Here is a 26,366-nt window from a genome sequence, read left to right as displayed (position 1 = left end):
TTGCCTGTTCCCAGCGCCGAAACACCTTGTTTGGACTTCATCTGTCAAAATGCTGCGCCTCAAAGTCGACCACGGCGCAAAATCCGGGATGGGGCCACGACGCACGGTCAGGACCCCAGAGGGCGCAGCAGTTCGCGGCTGATGATGTGACGCTGGATCTCGCTGGTTCCGTCCCAGATCCGTTCGACCCTTGCATCGCGCCAAAACCGTTCAATCGGCAGATCGGCCATTAACCCCATTCCGCCGTGAATCTGCAGCGTTGCATCCGTCACCCGGGCAAGCATTTCACTGGCGTAGAGCTTGGCCGAGGCGATCTCGCGGTTGGCAGGCAGCCCCTGATCCAGACGCCATGCCGACGCCAGTGTCAGCCAGTCGGCCGCGTCTATTTCCGTCACCATATCAGCGAGCTGGAAGCTCACTCCCTGAAACTTGCCGATCGGTTGGCCGAACTGTTTGCGTTCTGCCGCGTAGTTCAGCGCATAGTCAAAGACCCGCCGCGCACGTCCGACCGCCATGGTCGCCACGGTGATGCGCGTGGCATAAAGCCATTCGTTCATCACGGCAAAACCGCCTTCTACCGCGCCCAGAACCTGACTATCGGGCAGCCGACAATCCGAAAATTCCAGAATGCTGTTCTTGTAGCCCCGGTGGCTCACGCTCTGATATCCGTGGCGGACGTCAAATCCGGGATGGCCGCGGTCCACCAGAAAACAGGTGATGCGTTTTTTGGGGCCGTGCGGAGTGTCATCCACCCCCGTGGCCACGAAAACGATAAAGAAATCTGCGTGATCCGCGCCAGAGATAAAGTGCTTTGACCCGTTCAGCACCCAATCGCCCCCTTCGCGACGAGCCGAACATTTCATGCCGCGAACATCCGATCCCGCATCGGGTTCGGTCATCGCAAGCGCATCCATACGCTCACCCCGCACCGCAGGCACCAGATAACGGTCACGCTGCTCGCCTTCGCAGGCCATCAGGATATTCTGCGGTCGACCAAAGAAATGCGTCAGGGCCATCGAGCCGCGCCCAAGTTCACGCTCGACCAAAGCAAAGTCCACATGCCCCAGACCTGCACCGCCAACCTCCTCGGGGAAATTTGCGGCATAAAAGCCTAGATCAATAACCTTGCGCTTGATCTCGGCGGAAATCTCGGCGGGCACCTCGCCGGTGCGCTCGACCAGATCCTCATGCGGATAGATTTCACGCTCGACAAAGTCGCGCACGGTCGAAACGATCATCGCTTGCTCGTCGCTCAGACCAAAGTTCATGTGCTCAGACCTTCTTGTGTGCTGCGGCCAATTTGGCCAGGCGGGCTTCGACTTCGGGCAACGGCGGGCATGATTTGCGGGTCTCTAGGCTCACATGCAGCAGAAACTGATCACATGTCGCCAGCAATTCCTGATCAACGTCGCGCCGCATCTCATGGTAAAGCTGAAGTTTTTTGCCTTCGCCCAGCAGCACGCGGGTCGCAACACTAAAGCCTTCGCCCGCGTGGGTTTCGTTAAGATATCTGATTGTCGTCTCAGCGGTGAAATAGCTGTTTCCGGCAGCGATATAAGCGCGGTCAGCACCAATATGCGTCATCAACTCTTCGGAGGCATCCGAGAATACTTGCCCATAGCGCCCTTCGTTCATGTGCCCGTTCACATCGGTCCAGTCCACGGGAACTGTGCGGGACTGGGTGATCAGAGGGACGGTTTCAGGCAAAGGCGCACGCAGAGTATTTTCGTGTTCGATCAGCGACTTACCCGCTGCCGCACCCTGCTGCTTCAGCGCCCGCATCATGGCGACGAGGTTGTCGTCGCGCAGGGTTTCCAACTCGCGGATCGACTTGTCACCGGACTGGGCATCGGATTGATCTGCAATCAGATCGACCAGTTCTTCGGTGAATTCCGGCACATCCGTCAGACGGCTCCAGGGCCATTCCAGACAGGGGCCAAACTGGGCCATGAAGTGTTTCATGCCTGCTTCGCCACCTGCCACCCGGTAGGTTTCGAACAGGCCCATCTGCGCCCACCTTAAACCAAAGCCGTAACGTATTGAGTTATCGATCTCTTCTGTTGTCGCAACACCATCTTTGACCAGCCAAAGCGCCTCGCGCCAGACAGACTCAAGGAAGCGGTCGGCGATATGCGCGTCGATCTCGGAGCGGACATGCAACGGATACATCCCGATGGATGTCAGTATTTCCTTTGCCTTTTCAACATATTCCGGAGGGTTCTTCGAGCTAGGGACGAGTTCTACCAGCGGCAAGAGGTAAACGGGGTTGAACGGATGCGCGACCATTATTCGAGATGCAAATGATCCTTGATTTTCCTGCAGTTCCGAAGGCTTATAGCCCGATGTTGAAGAGCCTATCAGGGCGTCAGCATCAGCGTTTTGCGCGATTTCGGCAAACACCGCATTCTTGATGGATAGCCGTTCCGGCACGGATTCCTGAATCCACTGCGCGCCCTTCACCGCCTCGGCGACTGTCGCGTGATAGCTGATCGCGCCACAGGGTGGCATCTGTGTATCGTAAAGCATTGGCAGGGTGCGGCGGCCATTGGCCATGACCTCACCAATCTTGCGTTCCGCCTCGGGATCCGTATCGAAGATCCGTACGTCCCAGCCCATGAGCGCAAATCGCGCGGCCCAGCCGCCGCCAATAACGCCACCTCCGATGATCGCTGCTGTCTTCATGGTACCAAGGTCTCCGTATGTCCGTCTATGGCCAGGATCTGGCCGGAAATCATTCTCGCCTGCGGCGAGGCAAGGTATAGAATCGTGTCGGCCACGTCCTCGGGCGAAACCCAGCTGCGCAAGGAAACGCCTTGGACATACTGTGCGCGGACGTCTTCGGGACTGAGGCCAGAGGCGGCAGATTCCATCGCGACGACATGATCCATCCGGTCGCCGGTTACAGCGCCCGGGCAAATGGCGTTGACGCGCACACCTGCGGGGCCAAGTTCCATCGCGAGGGTTTTCGTCAGGCCGACAAGACCCCATTTCGCAGTGGCATAGGGCGAGCGCAGAGGATAGCCGAAGAGGCCGGCGGTTGAGGATGTGATCACGATGAGCCCCGCGCCCTGCGCCCGCATAACCCGGGCGGCCCAGCGACAGGTCAGGAACGTCCCACACAGGTTCACGTCTAGGCAGGCCTTCCACGCGGCATAGTCAAGGTCTTCTATCCGCCCGACAGGCCCACCAGTCCCGGCATTGGCACAGACCACATCGACGCCGCCCCATTCAGCTTCGACCCGGTCCAGAAAGGCGATCATGCCGTCTTCGTCCGTCACATCAACATGGGCGATAATCTGGCCCGGCATCGCCTTGGCGGCGGCGGCAACAGCGCCCGCATCAGCATCGCAAAGGGCAACTTGATCCCCGGCGGCGACAAATGCCTCGGCCATGGCGCGGCCAAGCCCAGCCCCGCCTCCGGTGATCAGAACGCGCCTCATTGTCTGTCCAGCCGGGTCAGGTCGTAGCCGTACCAATCGAGGATCTCGCGCGCTGCCTGTATCCGGTCAGGGCTGCTTGCACTCGTGCGGTCCATGATCCAGACGCGATTGCCTGCGGGATCGCCGATCGCCGCCGTCCTGTTGCCGCCGTCGAGCCAATGGACCCAGAGCGGACCATCCTCGGTCTCATAACGCCCCTGCCCTCTGGCTACGAAAGAGGTGACCAAAGTCTGCGTTGGGGTCATGGTGCGCATTTGGTCCGAAGCTATGCGGACCTGTGTGCCCACGGGCAGCCCCGCGCCCTGCACCACAACCCAGTCACCGGACAGCCGCGCGGTGGTCACATCGACCTGAGAAGCAACCAGCGTCGATGGATTGCGCAGAGGCACAGCCGTGTCCTTTGCCGGAGAGGCCGCGCATCCCGCAAGGAGAAGAACCAGGGCCAGAAACCTCAACGCGCCACCGGGGCTCGTTTCGTCAAGCCCAGCTTGGCACGAACCTGCGCAGGGGTCATCACGCGGGCGCCCATACGCTCAACGATCCCGGCCGCCCGTTCCACCAGCTGCGCATTGGCGGCAAGCTCACCTTTGCCAAGCCAAAGATTATCCTCAAGCCCGACGCGGACATGGCCGCCGGCCAGCACGGTGGCGGCAGTATAGGCCATTTGGTGACGACCCAGGGCAAAGGCGGAAAAGGTCCAGTCTTTCGGTACGTTGTTCACCATCGCCATGAAGGTGTTCAGATCATCCGGCGCGCCCCAGGGCACCCCCATGCAAAGCTGGACAAGCGCGGGACCATCCAGAATGCCCTCTTCCACAAGCTGCTTGGCGAACCAGAGGTGGCCGGTATCAAAGGCTTCGATCTCTGGCTTGACGCCAAGGTCAGTCATCATCCGCCCCATGGCGCGCAGCATTCCGGGCGTGTTGGTCATCACATAATCGGCTTCGGCAAAGTTCATCGTTCCGCAATCGAGTGTGCATAATTCCGGTAGACATTCCGCAACATGGGCAACCCGTTCCGCGGCACCAATCATGTCCGTACCAGCCGCGTTCACCGGCAATGGGGCATCGACAGGACCAAAGGTGATGTCGCCGCCCATCCCAGCGGTGAGGTTCAGCACCACATCCGTGCCGCTGTCGCGAATTCGCTCGGTCACTTCGCGGTAAAGATCGAGGCGGCGCGAAGGCGCCCCGGTTTCCGGATCGCGGACGTGGCAATGGACGATGGCAGCGCCAGCCTTGGCCGCGTCAATGGCGCTTTCTGCGATCTGCTGTGGTGAGCGGGGGACATGCGGACTGCGGTCCTGGGTGGCACCCGACCCTGTGACCGCGCAGGTGATAAAGACCTCTTGGCTCATACTCAACGGCATCGGACACTCCTGTTTCTGCCACCAGCTTTGCCGCTGGCGCGGCCCCACACCATGCAGTAAAAGCCAAAGGCATGCGCAAAGCGACACAAACCCCGATCAAGATCACCTTTCTGCTGTTCGGGCGGTTTTCAAACCTTTGTCTGGCCAATTGTCTTGAACCGATGCGGGCCGCCAACGGATTCGTGCCACATCCCGCCTATCGCTGGCGCTTTGCCACGCTGGATGGTGGACCGGTGCGGACAAGCTCTGGCCTGCCGGTGCTGCCCGATGCCGCACTGGCGGAAATGGGGGCGGTTGACCGGCTTTTTGTCATGGCGAGCTACGACCACCTGGGCCACGACAGTCCAGCCACCCGCCGCGCCCTGGCTCGCGCGGGCCAGCGCGCCGGTCAGGTGGTGGGGCTGGACGCCGGGGCATGGCTGATGGCTGGGGCCGGACTGCTGACAGACAGGCGCGCAACGATCCACTGGGATCTGGCCGAAGCCTTTGCAGAACGGTTTCTGGATGTGACGGTAGAGCACGAGTCGCACTTACAAGACGGGGACCGGGTGACCTGCGCCGGGGCGATGGCAGCCTTTGACATGACCCGCGCGATGATCCGCGACGATCTTGGCCCTGCGATTGCTCTGGATGTGGACGGGCTGTTTCTGACCGAACGCCCCTCACCCCAAAGCCCGTCGCGGCGGGGTGATCCGCTGGTCAGTCGGGCCACAGCCCTGATGCGGGCACGGCTAGAAGCTCCGCTGCCGCAGGAAGATCTGGCGCGCACGCTTGGCACCACGCCCCGGACGCTGGCGCGGCGCTGTCAGGCGGCATTGAACCTGACGCCGGGGGCGCTCTACCGGCATCTGCGGTTGTCAGCCGCGCGACAGTTGGTCGAATCCTCGGTACTTCCGGTGTCCGAAATCGCGCTGCGCTGCGGCTATGAGGATCCAACCGCGCTGACCCGCGCCTTCCGGCTTCGGTTTGGCGCATCGCCCCAGACGCTGCGACGCCAGTTGAACATGCCAAAGGCACAATGACGGGCCAAATTCGCCTCATTTCCCGGGCATACGGACCCTGTGCCATCCCGGCACGCCGCCGTTTGGAAAGGGTTCAAGATGCGCAGCTATCCCTATTTGGTACACTCCGCCGCAGAGACACTTGGACAACAACCCAGTTTGCGACGGACCGCACCTCGCGGACCACTGCCAAGGCGCGCACAGGACGTCCAGCTGGATCAGGAAGAGGAATACCGTGTCCTCTCGCCCGCGCTCGCACGGCAGATGCAGGCCCGCGCCGCCGAGTCACTGCAATTTTAGGCGGACGGATCAGCAGCCTCTGGCAAAGCGCCGCGAAATCCGGTGGCAACGACAAATTTCTCGGAGCTGTCAGCTCGTGACGCAGGCGGCTTGACGTTTGCAACCTTGGCAAAGCGCTGCTTGAGTAGTTTCTGCAACTCACCTTCTGCCCCGCCTGCCAGGACCTTGGCCACAAAAGTGCCGCCGTCCTCTAGCACGTCAAAGGCGAAATACGCGGCCGCCTCGCACAACGAAATAATTCTCAGGTGGTCGGTCTGCTTGTGCCCGGAAGAGGCCGCAGCCATGTCCGACATCACCACATCCGCCTTGCCGCCCAGCCAATCCTTGACCTGATCGTCCGCGCCTTCGGCAAGAAAATCCAGCACATGCAGCTCGACCCCGGGGATCTGATCGACTTCCTGAAGATCCACACCCAGAACGAATCCGACGGCCTTGCCGCTTTTTTCGCCCAGAGCATTCGTCCGTTTCGCGGCAACCTGGCACCATCCACCGGGCGCACAGCCCAGGTCGACGATACGCGCACCAGGCACCAGAAAGCGAAATTTTTCGTCCAGTTCCAGGATCTTGAAGGCCGCCCGCCCGCGATAACCTTCGGCCTGGGCGCGTTTCACATAGGGGTCGTTCAACTGGCGCTGCAACCAGCGGGTCGAGCTGAGTTTGCGCCCGCGGGCGGTCTTGACCTTGACCTTCAGCTCGCGTTGCCCGCGTCCGGAGGTGTTCTTGCCGGTGGGTTCCTTGGCCATGACTTTCCGCTTCTTCTCTTGTCAAATACGCAAATCCGGCCCCTGCCGTCCGCGCCAAGGCCTCCAGCTAGGCGCTTGCGACCCAACCTGCAAGGGCTAGTAGGGCCCTTCTTCCAGCACGCCATCCGCAGTCATCTGCGCATAAAGCAGCCCTTCGCGCAGGCCGCGGTCGGCGACGGACAACCGATCAGTCGGCCAGCAACGCAACAGCGCCTGCAAGATCGCAGCCCCAGACATAATCAGCGCCTGCCGATCCTGCCCGATGCGCGGATCACGGCGTCGCCCGGCCGGGCCGAGTTCGAGATATCCGTTGATCACCGTCTCGATCTGATCGCTGGTCATGCGCAGGCCATCCACCTTGGTGCGGTCATAACGGCGCAAGCCAAGATGCGATGCGGCAACCGTGGTGACCGTGCCGCTGGTACCGACGATCTGAAATCCCTCGCGGGTTTGCTCATCTTTATAGGGCGCGAACTCCGCGAGGTTTTCTTCGAAATACCACGACATCAGCGCATAACGCGCCGCATCGTCGTCCACATCAGAAAACTGATCCCGCAGTGTCGCCACTCCCAGCGGGACCGATATCCAGTCCACCACCTTTGCAGCGGGAAACGGGCTGTCGATCTGATGAAAACCGGCGTGCAGCCGCATGATCGCCCGGGGACGTTCGGCATTGGGCACCGAAGACAGATCGATCCAGACCAGTTCCGTCGACCCGCCGCCGATATCCACCACCAACAATTGCTCCGTCTTGGTCGAAACCAGCGGTGCACAGGAAATCACGGCAAGCCGCGCCTCCTCCTCGGGCTGGATGATCTCCAGGGTCAGCCCTGCCTCGCGCTGCACCTGCCGGATGAAATCACGCGAATTGACCGCCCGCCGACAGGCCTCGGTCGCGACAAGGCGCATGCGTTTGACGTTGTGGCGGCTGATCTTCTGCTGACACACCTTCAGTGCCGCCACCGTACGCCCCATAGAGGCACGGCTCAGGCGGCCGCTTTTCTCAAGTCCCGCTCCGAGCTGGACGGATTTGGAAAAGCTGTCGACGACATGGAACTGGCTGCCCTTTGGCTGGGCAATCAGCATGCGGCAACTGTTCGTTCCCAGATCCAGCGCGGCATACAGCTCGGCAGGATCCGGTTTGTCGGGCGCGGGGCTCTCGACCGGTTTCGGGAATGCGCCCGCACCCATGGGACGCTCTGGCGCCATCATTTATGCGCCTTCCGATATACAAGTTGCTGTCAGGATACGCAGGCGCGCGCGGACCTGCAAGTTTCTTGGCGATCCGGATCAAAAAGGCGTGTCCCAGTGGCATAAAAGGTGGTGCCCTCCGATATGAGGGAACGCGCATCGCACTTCGCGGAGGATTGACTATGCCAGGATGAATTTCGTTCATCTTGGCCGTGAATGCTTTTCCAACCCGTCGCGGTGGTGCCGCCCAGTCAAGTGCCCTAAGGTCGCCAAAGTCACGCAGCGTCGCGGAATGCGCCGCATCTGTCGAAATCCGCCCCCGTGCCGCGTCGACCCGGCGCTACACAGGCCATACCGGAACAAGGGGAATCATCCATGCCCGACGTCACCATCGTTTTCTGGCGCGACATTCCGGCCCAGGTCATCGTCGGCCGGGGCCGTTCAGGCGCCAAGGTGCAGTTGCCTGAGCGCTTTGAACAGGCAATCGACCGCGCCGCGATGAAGACTGGTGCTGCGGGTACGGACGAATACCTTGCTGAATGGCGCAAAGCCGCCCCCTACCCGGTCGAGGGCGTGCCCTCGGATATCGCGAACGCCGAAGCCGCACGGCTTGAGGCGGAATATGATCAGGACCGTATCAAGGCACTGATCGCAAACAACGGATGGGCCTGAGCGCCTTGCGATTGATGGAGGCCGTGATGGCATTGTTCAACTTCAAGAAACGTGATCCTGATGCCGTTGCTTCAAATGGCCAGATCGAAAGCTTTCTGCAGGGCTATTCCATTGAGGTGATGCCACGCACAGCCGAAAAGGTCGTCGATTTCCGCGCGCTGCTGCCCAAGGGCACCCGGGTTTACATCGCCCATATCGACGGCACCCCGATCGAGGATATGGTCGCGACCGCCAGGCGTCTCAACACTGACGGCTATATCGTCATGCCGCATTTTCCGGCGCGCATCATCAAGGACCGTGCCACGCTCGCCGACTGGATTGCCCGCTATCAGGGCGAAGCGGACGTGCGTCAGGGCCTGCTACTGGCGGGCGGCGTTTCCAGCCCGCAAGGTGATTTCGAGAATTCCATGCAACTGCTGGAAACCGGCCTGTTCGATGCTGCCGGGTTCACGCGTCTGCATGTTGCGGGCCACCCCGAGGGCAGCCGCGACATCGACCCTGATGGCGGCGACCGCGCGGTAATGGATGCGCTGCGCTGGAAGCAGGCGTTCTCGGACCGCACGGATGCGCAGATGGCGCTTGCCACGCAGTTCTGTTTCGACGCCGACCCGATCATCGCCTGGGAAAAGAGGCTGCGCGATGAGGGCATCACGCTGCCAATTCACATCGGCATCGCCGGCCCGGCCAAGCTCCAGACCCTGATCAGGTTTGCCATCGCCTGCGGTGTTGGACCGTCGCTGAAGGTGTTGCAGAAACGCGCGATGGATGTGACCAAACTGCTGCTGCCCTATGAGCCGACGGAGGTGCTGTCCCGACTTGCCGCACACAAGGCCGCGCATCCGGACAGCAATATCGAACATGTGCATTTCTTTCCACTGGGTGGGATCACGGCCAATGCGGAATGGGCAATTGCCAATGGGGGTGCCGCCGGGGTACCTGCTGCCCACAACGGCTAAGGCGTTTATATGGCACGGATCGGAACTCTATGACTTTGGCATTGCTATTCGACCTGGACGGGACGCTACTGCATACCGATCCCCTGCACGAGGCCGTTTTTGCCGAGTTGTTTGCGGAGCACGGTCGTGATTTCGATGACGGATTTTACCTGCGCAACATCCACGGGCGGCATAACCTCGACATCTTTGCCGAACATTTCCCGCAGGAAGTTCCCCAGGCCATGAGCGATGCCAAAGAACTTGCATTTCGCACCCGCCTTGGCGCTTCTGCTGAACCGATGCCGGGCCTTCTGTCGCTGCTGGACCGGGCCGAGGCCGCAGGCTGGCCCATGGCTGTCGTCACCAATGCACCGCGCGACAATGCGGAAGCAATGCTTGCGGCCATTGGACTGGCAGAACGCCTGCCCCTGCGCATCATCGGCGATGAATGCGATCGGGGCAAACCCGACCCGGCCCCCTACAGCGCCGCGATGGAGCGACTATGTGTTGCACCGGCCGACTGCATCGCCTTTGAGGATAGCCCCTCGGGGCTGCGCTCTGCCCGGGCAGCGGGGGCCTACGCCGTCGGCATCCGCTCGTCCCTGTCCGACTCCGCCCTGCGCGACGCCGGTGCCCAGATCACCATCGCGGATTTCACAGATCCTATCCTGCCGGAGCTTCTTTCCCGGCGCATACCATCCCAAGGAGCATGACCTGCATGACCCGCACCATTGTCGAATCCAAGACCAAGACCGCCATCATCGGCTTTGATCAGCCATTCTGCGTGATCGGCGAAAGAATCAATCCGACAGGTCGCAAGATCCTTGCCGCCGAACTGGAACAGGACGATTTTTCGCGGGTTGAGGCCGACGCGATTGCGCAGGTCGCCTGTGGTGCGACGATGCTGGACGTGAATTCGGGCGCGGTGTTTTCCAACAAGATGGCCGAAGATCCGCGTTATGCCGACAACAACTTCGTCGAACCGATGCTGATGCCCGAACTGATCCGGCGGGTTCAGGCCGTTGTCGATGTCCCCTTGTGCATTGACAGCTCGGTTCCCGGCGCGCTCGAGGCAGGACTCGAGGCATGCGAGGGTCGCCCGCTGCTGAATTCGGTCACCGGTGAGGAAGAGCGGCTGGAACTCGTCCTGCCGCTGGTCAAGAAATACAATGTGCCGGTGGTGGCGATCAGCAACGACGACACCGGAATTTCCGAGGACCCGGATGTCCGCTTTGCCGTGGCCAAAAAGATCGTTCAGCGCGCTGCTGATTTCGGCATTCCGGCTCATGATATCGTGGTCGACCCGTTGGTGATGCCGATCGGCGCGATGGGAACGGCCGGCCTGCAGGTCTTTGCTCTGGTTCGCCGCCTGCGCGAGGAGCTGGGCGTGAACACCACTTGCGGTGCCTCCAACATCAGCTTTGGATTGCCCAACCGGCACGGCATCAACAACGCCTTTCTGCCGATGGCGATGGCGGCGGGGATGACCAGCGCCATCATGAACCCGGTCGGCCTGCCTATCGGCGCTTCAAAGATTGCCGAAAAGCGCGCGGCGGTCGAGGCGGCAGGCATCATGCTGCCCCCGGACATGGATGACGAGGCGTTCTGCCAGATGTTCGGGATTGGCAGCACAATGCCGCGCCCCGGCAAGGAGATGGAGGCAATCCGCGCCGCCAACTTCCTGACCGACAATGACCCATCCGGCGCGCAGTGGATCATGTTCAACCGCGACCCGAATGCCGCTGACGGCGGGGCTGGTGGCCGTCGTTCCGGTGGACGCCGCCGCAGGGGGTGATCCAATGATCGGCGGCGTTGTCGTCGTCGCCTGCGCACGACGCCGCTTTTCCGGAGCCCCGAAGAAGCTTTAGCAACGGCTGGAGCAGAGATTTTCGCAGGGGATTCCGTCATGGTCCCCATCGCGTTTGCTCTGCCCGCATTGCAGCAGCTTGAAGCAAGCCTCGGCGCAGGAACTCAGACGCTTGCAGCTGACATCCCGGCAATCGAACGCCTGCGCAAGGCGGAGCGCGTTCACCCGCTCTGCAAAGGTTTTCTCCGCGTCGCCCCAACACGGCTGTGCGATCAAGAGCAGACAGATGAGCCATGGTGCACGTGTCATAAATCACTTCGAGAGCCGTTTACGAATGGTTAACACTCGTTGGAGCCTGCCTGCATTACAAGGGAAATATTCCACTCTGCGCGACAGCTGTTTTTTTTGCGTCATCCCCCCCTGTGACCCAAACAACTTGCCCACGGTCCCAGCTACATCATTCACCATTCGTACCGACCGGCTCACCTTCCGGTGACGGAGGCGACACAATCCTTGCAGCGCTGCCCGCTAACCCACACTGTGTAACCCAACACAGACAGGGTCAAACAACCGCGCCCCACTACCCCTTCTCCAAGGACATTTAATGCCGACCGAACGCCTAACCTTCCCCGGTCACTCCGGTGCCCTTCTGTCGGCGCGCCTAGACCTGCCGGACGGACCACTTCTTGCCACGGCGCTGTTCGCGCATTGTTTCACATGCTCCAGGGATATCCCGGCCGCGCACCGCATCTCCCAACGGTTGGCGGCCATGGGCATCGCCGTGCTGAGGTTCGACTTCACCGGGATGGGCCATGCGCAGGGGGAATTCGCGCATACCACCTTCACTCCCAACGTCGGGGATCTATGTGCCGCCGCCGCCGTGCTGGGAAAACGTGGCATGGCGCCAAGGCTGCTGATCGGCCATTCGCTTGGCGGTGCCGCGATCCTTCGCGCCGCACCTGACATTGCCTCCTCCAGAGCAGTCGTGACAATTGGCACGCCTTTCGATCCGGGTGATCTCTGCCAGAATTTCGGCGGCGCATTGGATGCGAGAGGCAACAAAGGCCATGCACTGATAGATCTGGGCGGGCGCGCCCTTGGCGTCAGCGATGCCTACATCAGCGACGTAGCAGCGACACGTCTGGAACCCATCGTTGCACATCTGAAAAAGGCGCTGCTGGTGCTGCACGCGCCATGCGACAAAACGGTCGATATTTCCAACGCCGCACAGTTGTTCACCGCCGCCAAACACCCAAAAAGCTTTGTTACCCTGGACGATGCTGACCACCTGATCAGCGATCCGAAGGATGCGGAATATGCCGCCACCGTGATCGCAGCCTGGGCTGGTCGCTATCTTGAGCTGAACCACCCTGCCCCCCCAATCGGCGCCCCCGAAGGCGTAGTGCGCGTTTCTGAAGCCGATGCTGACGGTTTTCTGCAGGATGTGCAGTCCGGCCCCTATCACCACGCTCTGGCCGACGAACCGCTGGCCTATGGCGGCACCAATCGCGGCATGTCGCCCTATGGCTTCGTCGCTGCGGGGCTTGGCGCCTGCACCTCCATGACCATACGGATGTATGCCCGGCGCAAGGGCTGGCCGCTAAAGAATGTGCGGGTAGAAGTGTCCCATGACAAGGTGCATGCTCAGGATGCCAGCCCCAGCACCGATACGCAGATCGACCTTTTTCGCCGCCGTATCACGCTCGACGGGCCGCTTGATGCGGCGCAGCGGCAACGCCTGTTGGAAATCGCCGATAAATGCCCGGTGCACCGTACTCTTGAAGCTGGGGCACGGGTCGAAACCGAATTGCTATGACCTCTACCCGCCTCTTCTCGTTCCAAATACGCTAGGCTCCAAAAGGAACAGGCGCACAGCGCTGGCGAACCGGCTCACGCGACCACAGGCGCCAAAAACGAGTGAGGCGCAGAGCATCGCTCTGCGCCTCACAATAGGATCAAGACTGCGAAAGGATCAGCCGCGTGCGCGGCCGACCAGCTTCCAGAGCGCAGGCAGCAGCAGCGCCGCAAGCCCGAGTTTAACCGCATCCCCCAGCAGGAACGGTGTCAGGCCCCACTGCAGGATCGGCTTGTCCCAGCCATAAAGCATACCCAGCCAGATCAGGCCCGGCACGTAGATCAGCACGTTCCCCAGCAGCATCGCGCCGGCCATCTTCGGCGCCGACCGGTCCCATCCGGCCCGTGCGAGTACGCCAAGTGCCAGCGTCGCCAGCACATAACCCACAAGATAGCCGCCAGTGCCACCCATCATGTAGCTGATGCCGTTCAGATCGGCGGTAGAGTTCTGGAACACATCAAAACCCAGCATCCCGATCAGCATCCAGCCCAGCATCGTCACCAGACCAAGACGCGCACCGTAAGCCGCGCCAACGGTCAGCACGGCAAAAGTGCCCATGCTGATCATCACAGGCGAGCCGGGAACCGGCACCTTGATCTTTGCTGCGACAGCCAGAACGGCGATCCCCGCGACCACCAGAGCGGCCTGCTTGATCCGCAGCCCCAGCCCTTCGGTTGCGCCGAACGTGTCGACCAGTACGTTACGCTTCAGTGCCAAATCCATCTCTGTCTCCCCTAGTTTCAAATCCCTGTTACGCGCTTTTCTGCCTGATGACCTGAAATGCTGCAAGTGCTAAGCAGTGTTAAGTCACGGTCAGCGGCGCATATGCCGTCTCCATTCTGTAGGACTTGCGCGGGCCGGATACCGTCCAGACACTGCGCCAGCACGGCCAACCGGCAAAGTCATAGGTCACTTCATAATGGTCGGGGTCGCACCAGTGCGCGTCGTCTGGCGCGGCCGTCCCAAGGGCGATGGTATGAAAGCTGCGCCCATCATCAAAACAGACCGCGATTCCGTCGGTCACCGCCCGCCACAGGTAGCGCCGTCGCCCCTCCAGCGGTTTCTGCCCCGGAAGTTGCAGGATGATCTCCTCGTCATAGACCAGCCCCTGCGGCCCCGGCGACAGGACCGCCTGCCCGGTGGCAATCGCCGCCTGACCGGCCCTGCGATCATCGATATCGCGCCGCAGGCTCCAGTGGCCGACAAAATCGTGCAGGTCGGCGGGTTTCACCCTGGTCTCTCCGGGGTTCGGTCGAATACCACGTTACAACAGACCATCCGTATCCTCTTTCCCGCACCGACGCGGCCGCGCGTGCATCGCTATTTTGTTGGCGTACCCTGCCGCTTGACTGCTTCACTGCCCTGCACAAACACACTTCGCCCGACGCCACAATTATCCACCACCCTTGTCGCTGCGGCAGGCGCAGTCTATGACCGCGCTCAACATCCTCACAAGCCACGAAAGGATCCGCGCCGATGATCCCCCGTTATTCACGCCCCGAAATGGTCGCCATCTGGGAACCTGCCACCAAGTTCCGCATCTGGTACGAGATCGAGGCACATGCCTGCGACGCGCAGGCAAAGCTTGGCGTGATCCCACAGGAAAGCGCGGACGCCGTCTGGAAAGCCAAAGACGTTGAATTCGACGTTGCACGCATTGACGAAATCGAAGCTGTCACCAAACATGACGTCATCGCCTTCCTGACCCACCTGTCGGAACACATCGGTTCGACCGAGGCGCGTTTCGTGCATCAGGGCATGACCTCCTCGGACGTGCTCGACACAACGTTCAACGTCCAGCTTGTACGCGCAACGGACATCCTTCTGGCAGGCGTCGACCGTGTTATGACCGCGCTCAAAACCCGCGCACTTGAGCATAAGGACACCATCCGCATCGGCCGGTCCCATGGCATTCATGCCGAACCGACGACGATGGGCCTGACCTTTGCCCGGTTCTACGCCGAAATGGATCGCAACAAGAACCGTCTGGAAAAGGCCAAGTGGGAAATCGCCACCGGCGCCATTTCCGGCGCGGTCGGCACCTTTGCCAACATCGACCCGGCAGTCGAGGAACATGTCTGCGAAAAGCTTGGCCTGCGTCCCGAACCGATCAGCACACAGGTCATCCCACGCGACCGCCACGCGATGTTTTTTGCCACGCTGGGTGTGATCGCATCAAGCATCGAAAACGTCGCCACCGAGATCCGCCACATGCAGCGCACCGAGGTTCTGGAAGCCGAAGAGTTCTTCTCGGCGGGGCAAAAGGGCTCCTCCGCCATGCCGCACAAGCGCAACCCGGTGCTCACCGAGAACCTGACCGGGCTTGCCCGTCTGGTGCGGATGTCGGTGGTTCCGGCGATGGAGAACGTGGCGCTCTGGCACGAACGCGACATTTCGCATTCTTCGGTGGAACGCACGATCGGCCCGGACACCACCATCACGCTGGATTTTGCGCTGAACCGGCTGGCCGGTGTCGTGGAAAAGCTGGTGATCTATCCCGACAACATGCTGGCGAACATGAACAAGTTCCGCGGCCTCGTGATGTCGCAAAGGGTGTTGCTGGCGCTGACCCAAGCCGGAGTGAGCCGCGAGGACAGCTATAAGCTCGTGCAGCGCAACGCCATGAAGGTCTGGGAACAAGGCGCGGACTTCAAGACGGAACTGCTCGCCGACCCCGAAGTGACGGCAGCCCTGAGCCCCGCACAGATCGAGGAAAAATTCGATCTCGGCTATCATACAAAACACGTGGAAACTATCTTTGCCCGCGTATTCGGCAAAGACTGACAGCGCGTCTGGGCGGGGCACAGGGTCCCGCCCAGAGACCGATATCGCCTTTTTGTCTGCCCCACAGCCTGAAACAACCGTTTCTCACCGCGTGCTTCAAAAGCCGGTTGCTTCTCCAGACGACGCTTCCGGGGACACTCTCACCACAGATATTATTGGAAATTAGACAGATTTTTAGGTAATAACTGCAACCTATATTAACCGAGATGCGCTAGCCCTTGGCCAAGGTCCAACGGAGCGTTTCATGAACAGCCTCACCCCCCTTGCCGCCCTCGCACCACCCGGCGGTAAGCCGATTCTGACACGCAAGGTCAAGGCTGCTATCATCGTGCAGTTCATCCTGAATGAAGGCGCCGACGTACCGCTATCATCGCTTCCTGAAAACATGCAGGAACAGCTGACACAGCAACTGGGTGCCATGCGCTATGTCGACCGGGACACCCTGACGCAGGTGGTGCAGGAATTCGCGGATGAGCTCGAGGCCGTCGGCATTTCGTTCCCAGGAAATATCGCTGGTGCGCTTTCAGCCCTTGATGGCAAGATCAGCGCGGTCACCGCCGCCCGCCTGCGCAAGGAAGCGGGTGTTCGTCAGGCAGGCGATCCATGGGTTCGGATCAGCACACAGGATCTGGACTGGCTGGAACGCATTGTCCTGTCCGAAAGCACCGAAGTTGCGGCCGTCATGTTGTCCAAGATCGACGTGACAAAGGCCGCAGCGCTGCTCGGGCGACTGCCCGGAGTCAAGGCGCGGCGTATAACTTATGCGGTGTCCATGACGGCCGGGGTCACCCCCGAAGCGGTGGACCGTATCGGCCTCAGTCTCGCCAGTCAGATGGATGCTGAACCGCCGCGCGCCTTCTCCTCTGCGCCGGTGGAACGTGTCGGGGCAATCCTGAACTATTCCGCCGCCGACATCCGTGACGACGTCCTCGAAGGCCTTGATGAAACTGACAGCGACTTTGCTGAAGCAGTGCGCAGGGCGATCTTTACCTTCCAGAACATCCCAGCACGGCTTAACGCCATTGACGTGCCCAAGGTCACCCGCGACGTAGAGGCCACCGTTCTGGTCACTGCCATCGCCGGGTCGCGCACCAACGAAGAAAATGCCGCCTGTGAATTCCTGCTGAACAACATGTCCAAACGCATGGCTCAGTCGCTACGCGACGAAGCGGCAGAAAAAGGTAAGGTAAAGCTCAAGGTGGCCGAAGATGCGATGAACTCCGTTGTTGCAGCAATCCGCGACCTTATCGCCTCGGGCGAGATCGAATTGCTCAGCCCCGATGAAGCCGAAGATTCCGCTGCGGAGGAGTGATCTGGTGGCAGGGTTGTGAACTGCGAGCCTCCGGCCTAATTCTTGGCCAGGGTTGTGCAGGAGCGTCGAGTGAGCCGGACAAGCCCAGAAGAGCGGATAGTCGGCAACTGGTCCGACTGGATCGCCGACCGGGCGCGCGGGTGGTGATCCGGCGGATGCTGCGTCTGCCGTTACACCTACGCCTGTGGCTGATGGGGCGGTTTGTGGCACGTATCGTGGCGCCACTCAGCGGATATCGGGCGCGCGCGGTCGAAAATCTGACCCATTTCTGGCCGGATATGCCCGAAGACGAAAAAAGCGCATAGCCGATGCTGTTGCTGAAAATGCCGACGCACGAATATCGAGAATTACGAGTTGGTCGGCCTGCGTGACGGAATGCGGACCCTAACGGTATCGGGCGAAGGGTTGACCGCAGTCTAAAATGCCCGCGCCGAAGGCCGTCCCGTTCTGTCCGTCACCGGGCATTTTGGAAACTTTGAAGCGCCGCGCGCAGCGCTGGCCGCCTGCGGGTTCGAAATTGGCGGCCTTTACCGCCCCATGTCCAACCCGTTCTTCAATGACCACTATGCGAGGAACATGCATCGTCTCTCCGGCCCGGTGTTCGAACAAGGTCGGCGCGGCATCACGGGCCTGCTGCTCCACATCAGGGAGGGCGGCATGGCGCAGCTGCTGTTTGATGTCTATGACAGCGCGGGCACACCGATCGACTTTATGGGTCAGCCCGCGCTGCCCCTGACATCAACCGCCGACATTGCCCTGCGCACCGGGGCGCTGATGGTGCCATTCTTTGGTATCCGCCAGCCCGATGGCTGCAGTTTCAAAGCCGAGTTCGACGCCCCCATTCCTCACGGCGATCCGGTTGAAATGATGCGCGCGGCCACCGCAAAGCTAGAAGAGCGGATCCGCGCCCATCCCAAACAGTGGTTCTGGATCCACCGCCGCTGGAAACCGCGCCGTCAGCGCAAGCGCGCAGCGGCGAAGATTGGGCCGTAATTCGAACCCTGCACCAGCACGACGACGGGCGCGTTGCCTGTGACCCGGGCGGTGGTGGAAAAGCTGCCCTGCCCGTTCCATTGGCCGATGACATTCCAGTCCGTGACGATATGCGAGTAGGGAAGCGTGCGCCCAGCGTTTTCGCCGCGCTTTATCACAACCGATTCCTGCGGGATGTAGCGCACCAGCTCGATCTCCGTCGGGCCAACGTTCCTGACGCTGCTTGCCCGGATGTTCAGCATGCCACCGTTGCGCGAAATTTCCAAAGTCACGGCCGTTGGCACCGCCTTATGAGCCTTGATCAACGCAGCCACATCCTTGGGTCGGTTGCCCACCGCGTCGTGTTTTCCGTTCACGATCATCTGCGGTGTGTAAATCGAGCGGTTGCCCAACGCAGCGGCGTAACCCTTCTGACGCGCTGTAAAGGCCGGAATGGCATATCTATCCTTCCACCCGATATAGTCCCAATAATCGACATGAAGCGCCAGCGGGATGACATCGTCGCGCGCGGAAAGCTCGGCCAGCAACGCATCGGCCGTCGGACATGACGAACACCCCTGAGAGGTATAAAGTTCAACCACCACAGGGCTTTGCTGTGCAAAGACTGAACCGGCGCAGAATATCAACACCCCTGTAAAGCAACTTAGAAGATGACGCATCGCGGTTCCGATCCTGATCTTTGGTTGCGGGAGGGTTACCGAACACCACCTGAAATACCAATCAAGGTTTTGCGAGAGGTAGTTTATAAGGCCATTTTATTAACCGGTAACGCCCAAGGATTTGGCCGGAGCTGTCGGATCTGCTTTCATCCGGCCATTGTGTGCAATGGTATACATAAATTGTCGCACCCCCCTTGATCGCACGTCAGGCATGGGGCAGATAGCGTAACAGACCCAACGAAATCCATTCGTACCTCACAGGGAGACCCCCATGCCCATTTCCGTCGGACAGGACACCGCCAAGACGCGCAAGACGCTTAGCGTCAACGGCACGTCATTTAGCTATTATTCGATCCCAGCCGCCGAAGAAGCCGGTCTGGGGGATTTTTCCAAGCTGCCTGTTGCGCTGAAGGTCGTCTTGGAAAACATGCTGCGGTTCGAAGACGGCAAAACCGTCACCGTCGACGACATCAAGGCCTTTGCCGCCTGGGCAAAGGACGGCGGAAAATCCAGCCGCGAGATCGCCTACCGCCCTGCCCGCGTGCTGATGCAGGATTTCACCGGCGTTCCCGCAGTTGTCGACCTTGCCGCTATGCGTGACGGCATCAAGGCGCTTGGTGGCGACCCGCAAAAGATCAACCCGCTGAACCCGGTTGATCTGGTCATCGACCACTCTGTCATGATCGATGAATTCGGCAACCCGCGCGCCTTTCAGATGAACGTCGACCGCGAATACGAGCGGAACATGGAGCGCTACACCTTCCTCAAGTGGGGCCAGAACGCGTTCAACAACTTCCGCGTCGTGCCGCCGGGCACCGGCATCTGCCATCAGGTGAACCTGGAATACCTGTCCCAGACCGTCTGGACCGACAAGGACCAGAACGGGAATGAAGTCGCCTATCCCGACACGCTGGTCGGAACGGATTCGCACACCACCATGGTCAACGGCGCGGCCGTTCTGGGCTGGGGCGTTGGCGGGATCGAGGCCGAAGCCGCGATGCTGGGTCAGCCGATTTCGATGCTGATCCCCGAGGTTATCGGCTTCAAGCTGACAGGCCGCATGATGGAAGGCACCACCGGCACTGACCTGGTTCTGAAGGTCGTGGAAATGCTGCGCGCCAAAGGCGTTGTCAGCAAATTCGTCGAATTCTACGGCGAAGGGCTGGATCACCTGCCGCTGGCCGACCGCGCGACCATCGCCAACATGGCGCCGGAATACGGCGCGACCTGTGGCTTCTTCCCGATTGACGATGAAACCCTGCGTTACCTCAAGAATACCGGGCGCGAAGAATCCCGTATCGCGCTGGTCGAGGCTTATGCCAAGGCAAACGGTTTCTGGCGTGGTCCGGATTACGATCCGGTTTACACCGACACCCTGGAACTGGACATGGGCACAATCGTGCCCGCCATCTCTGGCCCCAAGCGCCCGCAGGATTACATCGCACTGGACAGCGCCGCGACAGCGTTCGGTCAGTATGTCAAGGGTATCCGCGAAGGCAAGGACGCTACTCCCAAAGAGGAATTCCGCTGGGAAGGCGAAGGCGGCGCACCTGAGCCGACCGATATCCCGGGCGACGAAGGTCATCACAACCGTGGCTATGTCGCCACGGAAGACGGCCACTACCAGTTGCATGACGGTTCCATCGTGATCGCGTCGATCACGTCGTGCACCAACACATCGAACCCCTATGTGATGATCGGCGCCGGTCTGGTGGCCCGCAAAGCCCGCGAAAAGGGTCTGACGCGCAAGCCTTGGGTCAAGACATCGCTGGCACCGGGGTCGCAGGTGGTTTCCGCCTACCTTGAGGCCGCAAACCTGCAGGACGATCTGGACGCCATCGGCTTCAACCTTGTTGGCTATGGCTGCACAACCTGCATCGGCAACTCTGGCCCGCTGGCGCCGGAAATCTCCAAGTGCATCAACGACAATGATCTGATCGCCACTTCGGTCCTGTCGGGCAACCGCAACTTCGAAGGCCGGATTTCTCCGGACGTGCGCGCCAACTACCTTGCCTCGCCGCCGCTGGTCGTGGCCTATGCCCTGGTCGGTGACATGAACGTCGACATCACCAAGGAATCGCTAGGCAATGACAAGGACGGCAACCCCGTCTACCTCAAGGACATCTGGCCGACGACAAAGGAAGTCGCCGATCTGGTTCAGGAAACCGTGACCCGCGAAGCGTTCCAGAGCAAATATGCCGACGTCTTCAAAGGTGATGAAAAGTGGCAGGGTGTTTCGGTTCCGCAGCAGGAAACCTATGACTGGCCGGCAACTTCGACCTACGTTCAGAACCCGCCCTATTTCCAGGGCATGTCGGCAGAGCCGGGCGTTATCACCAACCTCGAGAACGCGCGCGTGCTGGCAATTCTGGGCGACATGATCACCACCGACCATATCTCGCCCGCCGGATCGTTCAAGGATACTACGCCAGCCGGCAAGTATCTGATCGAACGTCAGGTGCCCCAGCGCGAATTCAACTCCTATGGCTCGCGTCGTGGCAACCACGAGATCATGATGCGCGGCACCTTCGCCAACATCCGTATCAAGAACGAGATGCTGGATGGCGTCGAGGGCGGCTATTCCAAGGGACCGGATGGTGAGCAGACGTCGATCTTTGATGCGGCCATGGCCTATCAGGATCAGGGCACACCTCTGGTGATCTTTGGCGGCGAACAGTACGGCGCCGGTTCCAGCCGCGACTGGGCAGCCAAGGGCACGGCCCTGCTGGGCGTCAAGGCAGTGATCGCTGAATCGTTTGAGCGTATCCACCGCAGCAACCTGGTCGGCATGGGCGTCATCCCGTTCGAATTCACCGGTGGTGACACGCGCAAGACACTAGGTCTGACCGGCGAGGAAACCGTTTCGATCAGCGGTCTCGACACGGTCAAGCCGCTTCAGGAAGTGCCTTGCACGATCAAGTTCGCTGATGGCACCGAGAAGACGATCCAGATCAAGTGCCGGATCGATACGGCGATCGAGGTCGAGTACATCGAACACGGCGGCGTTCTGCACTACGTTCTGCGTAACCTCGCTTCGGTGGCATGAACGACGCGCGACCTGTCGCGCTGATCACCGGGGGCGCGCGCAAGATCGGGCGCGCCCTTGCAAACACACTGTCCCAAACACACCGGGTCGCGATATCCCATCGCGGCCCGGTGCCCGTTTTGCCCGATGGCTTCACTCCGTTCCGCGCGGATTTCACAGATCCACAGGCTGCACCGCATCTGGCTGCCGAGGTTCTTGAGGCATTTGGGCGGATTGATCTGTTGGTGAACAACGCGGGATCCGTTGACGAAGCGGACTGCATGGCAGTCAACTATATCGCTCCCCGTGCCCTGTTCGACGCTTGCCTGCCGCAGCTTTCGGGCGGCGGCTGTGTGGTGTCGATATCATCCATGAATGCGCGCCTGCCTGCACTCTCTGCACCGGGCTTTTCGGCCAGCAAGTCCGCGCTTGAGAACTGGACCCGCTGGGCCGCAAAAAAGCATGGGCCCGCTGGAATCCGCATCAATGCCGTCGCCCCCGGGCCGGTCGACATTCCTGACGCGCCCCGGCCACCCGAACTTGAAGCGCTTTTCAGGAAGGACATCGCTCTGGGTCGCTTTGCGACTCCGCAGGATATTGCAGAGGCTGTGCGGTTTCTGGCGTCGGACGCCGCTGGTGCGATAACCGGTCAGGTGCTGAGCGTCTGCGGCGGCTATCGGCTGTAACCCGCGCCCACTACGCAGATTTCCGCCAATAACCAAACCGTGAGCGAACGAATCGCGCTTCCCGGCGTTTATTTATCTGAGAGGCTTTCCACCCAAGAGGAAGCCGTGCAGAGGCGGAACAATGAAGCTGACATTCATGACGATTTATCAGGCGACACTTCTGGCGCTGCTGATGGTGATCGGGGCCTACGCCTCTAGCGACAACCCAAAAGGCTGCCCTTCGCTGCATGCCGAAGCGCAATGCGAGCTGTAGGCCGACCGAATTACTTCGCCAGCGCGGCTTCCAGCGCAGGCACGAACCGCTGTTCATAGTCGCTGCCCACCAGCGGCCCGGCAAAGCGGAACAACACGACACCCTCGCCGTCCAGGATGAACGTCTCCGGCGGGGCGGTGACGCCCCATTCAATGGCCGTGCGCCCCTTGGGATCAAATGCGATGGCTTTGAACGGGCTCGACTCATCCGCAAGGTAGGAAAGCGCGTCGCCCGCCTGATCCTTGAAATTCACACCGATGATCTGCATGCCATCGGCCTGCATCTGCAAAAGTCTGGGATGCTCAGCGCGGCAGGGCGGGCACCAGCTGGCCCAGAAGTTGACCAGCGTCACCTCACCTGTCTTGAGCATGTCCGGCGTCACGCCGGGAAAATCGCCCAGCACCTCAAGCGTGATTGCGGGGGCCGGTTGTCCGATCCGGGTCGATGGCAGGCCCTCCGGGTCGTCACGAAACATGCCCACAAAGGCGAGCATGGCGAACCCGGCAAAGATCAGCGGCGGCGCGATCATCAGCGGCGATAGTTTAGCCATCCCGTTTGCTCCGCTTCTCAACCTGCTCCAGCGCCGCCTTGACCCGTCGCGCCCGCCATATGCTGACGGCTACCAGCGCCACGATCAGCCCCAGCGCAACCACATAGGATGACAGAACAACGCCTGCGTATTTTCCAAGATCGGGCATCATCCTCGCTGCTCCCTTGCGATCAGCGCGCGTGTACGGCGCGCCCGGATTTCCGTCTGCGTGCGCAGGAACACCAGCGCAACGAACAGCAGCACAAACCCTGCGATACAAACCAGCAGCGGGAAATAGAACACGTCGGCGACGTTCTCTTCCTTGTCGAGGCTCAGCGACGCGCCCTGATGCAGTCCCTGGTTCCAGAAATTCACTGCATAGCGGCTAAGCACGGCAAACACCGACCCGACAAGGCACAGGATTGAGGAGAGGTCGGCGGCAGTGTCGTCATCCTCGATCGCGGACCAGAGCGCGATATAGCCAAGGTAGAACAGGAACAGGATCAGGAACGAGGTCAGGCGCGGATCCCAGGCCCACCAGGTGCCCCACATCGGCTGGCCCCAAAGCGCGCCTGTCGCCAGAGCGATCAACGTCATCACCGCCCCCACCGGGGCCGCTGCCCGCGCCGCCAAGGCGCTGACATGGTGACGCCGGACAATCCAGATGATCGACGCGACCAGCATCATCATCCAGGCATTGATCGCCATCAGTGCCGATGGCACATGAAGATAGATGATCTTGACGGTCGAACCCTGACGGTAATCCTCGGGCGTGAAGAAAAAGCCCCAGATCAGGCCGGTGACAAGGCACAGCACAGCCAGAACCGAAATCCATGGCAGCACCATATCCGTCGTGCGGATGAACTTGACCGGGTTTGCATATTCCCAAAGCGACATGAACCTGACTTATCTCCCCATTTCCCAACTGACAGATCAAACAAACGCGCCATGAATGGCAAGGCGTCAGATGCGCACATAACCGTTAGCGCAGGTTGATCCGCAACACTGCCGCCGAAGCGAAGGGCAAAAGCGCCACCGCGCCAAAGCTGATCCCAGCCAGCAGCATGAGCGGCGTCGCGACATCGAGCTCCTCTGCCCCGCGTCGCGCCACCTCGGCACCAAAGATCAGCGTCGGCACATAGAGCGGCAGGACGAGCAGCGACAGCAGAAGGCCGCCGCGTTTCAATCCGATGGTCAGCGCCGCGCCGAAGGTCCCGATGACCGACAGCGCCGGCGTACCTACCGCCAGCGATACCAGTACCCAGAGATAGCCGCCCGGCGCGAGGTTCAGCAACACCCCCAGCACCGGCGCGGCGAGCACCAGTGGCAACCCCGTGGTGATCCAATGCGCAAGGGCCTTCACGCTCACGATCCCCTCCATCGGTAAAGGGGCGGTCGCCAGCAGATCCAGCGTGCCATCCTCCCAATCGAGCGCAAGGATCCGGTCAAGTGACAGCAGGCAGGCCAGCAGCGCCCCGATCCACAATATCCCCGGGGCAATCCGCGTCAGCAACGCCGTTTCGGGGCCGACACCAAAGGGCACCAGCACCGTCACAATCAGGAAAAACGAAAGACCAAGGCCAAAACCGCCGCCCGCCCGCACAGCCAGTCGCAGATCCCGTGCCAGCAGCGCCCTCATAAAAAGGCCTCGTCGCTCTGCGCTGCACGGGGGCTGGCACGAAAGGCGGACAGGTCCAGAACCGCCGCCTCCTCCAACCCAAGATCGATATGCGTCGCCATAAGCGCAGAGCCGCCCTGCCGCAGATGAGCGCGCACTGCAGCGGCAAAGAGCCCGACCGAAGCCGCATCAAGCGAGACGGTCGGTTCGTCCAGCACCCAGATCGGTCGCCCGGTAACCATCAACCGCGCGAGGCCAAGGCGCCGTTTCTGCCCTGCGGACAGGGTCCCGGCCATACGATCCCTCAGATCGCGCAAATCAAAGGCCTCTACCGCTGCCTCGATGTCCGTGCGGCCGAACACAGCCGCCCAGAAAGACAGGTTTTCGTCCACCGTCAGCATGGATTTCAGCCCGTCGGAATGCCCGGCATAGGCCATGGCGTCCATCGCTCCGGAAATCTCTCCGCTCTGGGCTGGTTGCAGCCCGGCGATGGTGCGCAGCAAGGTGGTCTTGCCGACCCCATTCGGGCCGCGCACAATCAGTGCCGATCCCGGCGCGAGCTCAAAGTTCACCCCTTCCAGCACGGCGCGCCCGCCGCGCGAAATCTCGAGATCTGTAACCCGCAAAGTCATGGAACATGACCTAGCTCACCGTGTCCGCTGACAAAAGCACCAAAACGCCCGGATCGTGCCGAAGCCCCTGCCTTCGTCAGCCCGCCGCCGGTTTGACCAAAGTTGAATGCGCGGTGACTACTCCGGGGATCATGCAGGACAGGCCCCCCCGCTCTGGCGCGCGCGGAAAGCCGAAACGCCGCGTGCTGAAAACCGTCGGTAAAATCAGACAGGCAAGGCCGCCAGTGCCACACGGCGACCTTCGGACAACAGCACATTGTAGGTCCTGCAGGCAGAAGGTGAATTCATCACCTCGACCCCCAGCCCCAGCGCCTCAAGCCGGTCACGCAAGGTACGTGGGATATGCGCGATATCGCTGCCGGTGCCGACAAAAAGAACATCAACATCCTGGGACAATTGCATCAGTGTTTCCGGATCATCAAGCCCGCCCCAAGGTTCCACGCCGCGCAGGGAAACACAGATCGGGCCGTGCACCGGCTTGCTGTCGATCCGAAAAAAACCGGGGCCGTACCCTTCGATCGGCAAAGCTTCTGTATAGACGATCTCGTTCATGCGCATGGCA

Annotated in this window: 28 protein-coding genes and 1 pseudogene; 12 read left to right on the top strand and 17 right to left on the bottom strand. The window is 60.9% G+C overall.

The genetic code is table 11. The features are described 5' to 3' along the window. Positions 1–107 precede the first annotated feature (107 nt). The 5 genes from CHB75_RS01750 to bcoG all read right to left on the bottom strand — a co-directional run bounded on the left by CHB75_RS01750 (position 108) and on the right by bcoG (position 4,809). The gene (locus CHB75_RS01750; protein WP_089268785.1) at positions 108–1,268 is read right to left on the bottom strand and encodes an acyl-CoA dehydrogenase family protein; all 1,161 of its coding nucleotides are present in this window, start codon (positions 1,266–1,268) and stop codon (positions 108–110) included. 4 nt (positions 1,269–1,272) lie between these two features. After that, positions 1,273–2,682, bottom strand: coding sequence for a carnitine 3-dehydrogenase (locus CHB75_RS01745; RefSeq protein ID WP_089268784.1), 1,410 nt, complete (start codon positions 2,680–2,682; stop codon positions 1,273–1,275). Beyond that, positions 2,679–3,440, bottom strand: a complete 762-nt coding sequence (locus CHB75_RS01740) for an SDR family oxidoreductase (protein ID WP_089268783.1) — start codon at positions 3,438–3,440, stop codon at positions 2,679–2,681. Before CHB75_RS01740 ends, CHB75_RS01745 begins: the two co-directional genes overlap by 4 nt. Next, positions 3,437–3,829, bottom strand: a complete 393-nt coding sequence (locus tag CHB75_RS01735) for a lipocalin family protein (protein ID WP_245840597.1) — start codon at positions 3,827–3,829, stop codon at positions 3,437–3,439. Before CHB75_RS01735 ends, CHB75_RS01740 begins: the two co-directional genes overlap by 4 nt. A gap of 62 nt (positions 3,830–3,891) precedes the next feature. Then, positions 3,892–4,809 (bottom strand): 3-dehydrocarnitine:acetyl-CoA trimethylamine transferase BcoG, encoded by a 918-nt coding sequence (bcoG, locus tag CHB75_RS01730; protein ID WP_089268781.1) that lies wholly within the window; start codon positions 4,807–4,809, stop codon positions 3,892–3,894. Positions 4,810–4,880: 71 nt separating this feature from the next. Here bcoG and CHB75_RS01725 point away from each other — a divergent pair, with 71 nt between their 5' ends. Beyond that, positions 4,881–5,831, top strand: coding sequence for a GlxA family transcriptional regulator (locus tag CHB75_RS01725; RefSeq protein ID WP_089268780.1), 951 nt, complete (start codon positions 4,881–4,883; stop codon positions 5,829–5,831). A 275-nt stretch (positions 5,832–6,106) separates the two neighbouring features. Here the strand turns inward: CHB75_RS01725 and CHB75_RS01715 are convergent, their stop codons facing one another. Beyond that, positions 6,107–6,853, bottom strand: a complete 747-nt coding sequence (locus CHB75_RS01715) for an RlmE family RNA methyltransferase (RefSeq protein WP_089268778.1) — start codon at positions 6,851–6,853, stop codon at positions 6,107–6,109. Between the two features lie 96 nt (positions 6,854–6,949). Continuing rightward, positions 6,950–8,062 carry a Ppx/GppA phosphatase family protein gene (locus tag CHB75_RS01710; RefSeq protein WP_089268979.1) on the bottom strand — a complete coding sequence of 371 codons (1,113 nt, stop codon included), beginning with the start codon at positions 8,060–8,062 and terminating at the stop codon, positions 6,950–6,952. A gap of 357 nt (positions 8,063–8,419) precedes the next feature. On the opposite strand from CHB75_RS01710, the gene CHB75_RS01705 reads away from it, so the two are divergent. From CHB75_RS01705 to CHB75_RS01690, 4 genes are read left to right on the top strand one after another with little or no spacing between them, the layout of a single operon-like run. After that, complete coding sequence (locus CHB75_RS01705; RefSeq protein ID WP_089268777.1) at positions 8,420–8,716, top strand: virulence factor; 297 nt, start codon at positions 8,420–8,422, stop codon at positions 8,714–8,716. A 26-nt stretch (positions 8,717–8,742) separates the two neighbouring features. After that, positions 8,743–9,672 (top strand): methylenetetrahydrofolate reductase, encoded by a 930-nt coding sequence (locus CHB75_RS01700; RefSeq protein WP_089268978.1) that lies wholly within the window; start codon positions 8,743–8,745, stop codon positions 9,670–9,672. Positions 9,673–9,701: 29 nt separating this feature from the next. Beyond that, entirely contained in the window at positions 9,702–10,364 is a 663-nt protein-coding gene (locus CHB75_RS01695) for an HAD family hydrolase (RefSeq protein WP_089268776.1), read from the top strand. 5 nt (positions 10,365–10,369) lie between these two features. Beyond that, positions 10,370–11,446, top strand: a complete 1,077-nt coding sequence (locus CHB75_RS01690) for a methyltetrahydrofolate cobalamin methyltransferase (protein ID WP_089268977.1) — start codon at positions 10,370–10,372, stop codon at positions 11,444–11,446. 69 nt (positions 11,447–11,515) lie between these two features. On the opposite strand, the gene CHB75_RS01685 is transcribed toward CHB75_RS01690, so the two are convergent. Beyond that, positions 11,516–11,767 (bottom strand): excalibur calcium-binding domain-containing protein, encoded by a 252-nt coding sequence (locus CHB75_RS01685; RefSeq protein ID WP_089268775.1) that lies wholly within the window; start codon positions 11,765–11,767, stop codon positions 11,516–11,518. A gap of 295 nt (positions 11,768–12,062) precedes the next feature. Here CHB75_RS01685 and CHB75_RS01680 point away from each other — a divergent pair, with 295 nt between their 5' ends. Continuing rightward, on the top strand, positions 12,063–13,274 hold the full coding sequence (locus tag CHB75_RS01680; protein ID WP_089268774.1) for a bifunctional alpha/beta hydrolase/OsmC family protein: 1,212 nt from the start codon (positions 12,063–12,065) through the stop codon (positions 13,272–13,274). Positions 13,275–13,430: 156 nt separating this feature from the next. Here the strand turns inward: CHB75_RS01680 and CHB75_RS01675 are convergent, their stop codons facing one another. Further along, positions 13,431–14,036: a biotin transporter BioY gene (locus CHB75_RS01675; RefSeq protein ID WP_089268773.1), complete on the bottom strand. Its 606-nt coding sequence runs from the start codon at positions 14,034–14,036 to the stop codon at positions 13,431–13,433. Between the two features lie 79 nt (positions 14,037–14,115). Next, positions 14,116–14,544: a DUF6314 family protein gene (locus CHB75_RS01670; RefSeq protein WP_089268772.1), complete on the bottom strand. Its 429-nt coding sequence runs from the start codon at positions 14,542–14,544 to the stop codon at positions 14,116–14,118. A 245-nt stretch (positions 14,545–14,789) separates the two neighbouring features. On the opposite strand from CHB75_RS01670, the gene purB reads away from it, so the two are divergent. The 3 genes and pseudogenes from purB to CHB75_RS01655 form a co-directional block, all read left to right on the top strand. Then, positions 14,790–16,097: an adenylosuccinate lyase gene (purB, locus tag CHB75_RS01665; protein ID WP_089268771.1), complete on the top strand. Its 1,308-nt coding sequence runs from the start codon at positions 14,790–14,792 to the stop codon at positions 16,095–16,097. Between the two features lie 244 nt (positions 16,098–16,341). Further along, positions 16,342–17,409: a flagellar motor switch protein FliG gene (locus CHB75_RS01660; RefSeq protein ID WP_089268770.1), complete on the top strand. Its 1,068-nt coding sequence runs from the start codon at positions 16,342–16,344 to the stop codon at positions 17,407–17,409. A gap of 435 nt (positions 17,410–17,844) precedes the next feature. Further along, positions 17,845–18,402, top strand: a pseudogene (locus tag CHB75_RS01655) (lysophospholipid acyltransferase family protein); the annotation flags it as partial. Here the strand turns inward: CHB75_RS01655 and CHB75_RS01650 are convergent. Next, positions 18,366–19,061: a DUF1223 domain-containing protein gene (locus CHB75_RS01650; RefSeq protein WP_089268769.1), complete on the bottom strand. Its 696-nt coding sequence runs from the start codon at positions 19,059–19,061 to the stop codon at positions 18,366–18,368. The pseudogene CHB75_RS01655 and the gene CHB75_RS01650 overlap by 37 nt on opposite strands. Positions 19,062–19,332: 271 nt before the next feature. Here CHB75_RS01650 and acnA point away from each other — a divergent pair, with 271 nt between their 5' ends. The 3 genes from acnA to CHB75_RS22325 all read left to right on the top strand — a co-directional run bounded on the left by acnA (position 19,333) and on the right by CHB75_RS22325 (position 23,025). Beyond that, entirely contained in the window at positions 19,333–22,107 is a 2,775-nt protein-coding gene (gene acnA, locus CHB75_RS01645) for an aconitate hydratase AcnA (RefSeq protein WP_089268768.1), read from the top strand. Further along, the gene (locus CHB75_RS01640) at positions 22,104–22,772 is read left to right on the top strand and encodes an SDR family NAD(P)-dependent oxidoreductase (RefSeq protein ID WP_089268767.1); all 669 of its coding nucleotides are present in this window, start codon (positions 22,104–22,106) and stop codon (positions 22,770–22,772) included. The genes acnA and CHB75_RS01640 overlap by 4 nt, the downstream gene beginning before the upstream one ends. Positions 22,773–22,893: 121 nt before the next feature. Continuing rightward, positions 22,894–23,025, top strand: coding sequence for a hypothetical protein (locus CHB75_RS22325; RefSeq protein ID WP_281253174.1), 132 nt, complete (start codon positions 22,894–22,896; stop codon positions 23,023–23,025). A 10-nt stretch (positions 23,026–23,035) separates the two neighbouring features. Here CHB75_RS22325 and CHB75_RS01635 read toward each other — a convergent pair whose 3' ends face one another. The 6 genes from CHB75_RS01635 to CHB75_RS01610 form a co-directional block, all read right to left on the bottom strand. Then, the gene (locus CHB75_RS01635; RefSeq protein WP_089268766.1) at positions 23,036–23,575 is read right to left on the bottom strand and encodes a DsbE family thiol:disulfide interchange protein; all 540 of its coding nucleotides are present in this window, start codon (positions 23,573–23,575) and stop codon (positions 23,036–23,038) included. After that, positions 23,568–23,723, bottom strand: coding sequence for a heme exporter protein CcmD (ccmD, locus tag CHB75_RS01630; RefSeq protein WP_425439479.1), 156 nt, complete (start codon positions 23,721–23,723; stop codon positions 23,568–23,570). Before ccmD ends, CHB75_RS01635 begins: the two co-directional genes overlap by 8 nt. Next, the gene (locus CHB75_RS01625) at positions 23,723–24,451 is read right to left on the bottom strand and encodes a heme ABC transporter permease (protein WP_089268764.1); all 729 of its coding nucleotides are present in this window, start codon (positions 24,449–24,451) and stop codon (positions 23,723–23,725) included. The genes ccmD and CHB75_RS01625 overlap by 1 nt, the downstream gene beginning before the upstream one ends. Before the next feature lie 85 nt (positions 24,452–24,536). Next, positions 24,537–25,193 carry a heme exporter protein CcmB gene (gene ccmB / locus CHB75_RS01620; protein ID WP_089268763.1) on the bottom strand — a complete coding sequence of 219 codons (657 nt, stop codon included), beginning with the start codon at positions 25,191–25,193 and terminating at the stop codon, positions 24,537–24,539. Beyond that, positions 25,190–25,804, bottom strand: a complete 615-nt coding sequence (gene ccmA, locus CHB75_RS01615) for a heme ABC exporter ATP-binding protein CcmA (protein ID WP_089268762.1) — start codon at positions 25,802–25,804, stop codon at positions 25,190–25,192. Before ccmA ends, ccmB begins: the two co-directional genes overlap by 4 nt. Positions 25,805–26,008: 204 nt before the next feature. Next, positions 26,009–26,362 (bottom strand): Mth938-like domain-containing protein, encoded by a 354-nt coding sequence (locus CHB75_RS01610; RefSeq protein WP_089268761.1) that lies wholly within the window; start codon positions 26,360–26,362, stop codon positions 26,009–26,011. Between the last annotated feature and the right edge of the window lie 4 nt (positions 26,363–26,366).

This window comes from Puniceibacterium sediminis (assembly GCF_900188035.1).
Classification (GTDB): domain Bacteria; phylum Pseudomonadota; class Alphaproteobacteria; order Rhodobacterales; family Rhodobacteraceae; genus Puniceibacterium; species Puniceibacterium sediminis.
This window is presented reverse-complemented; position numbering and strand designations above follow the sequence as displayed.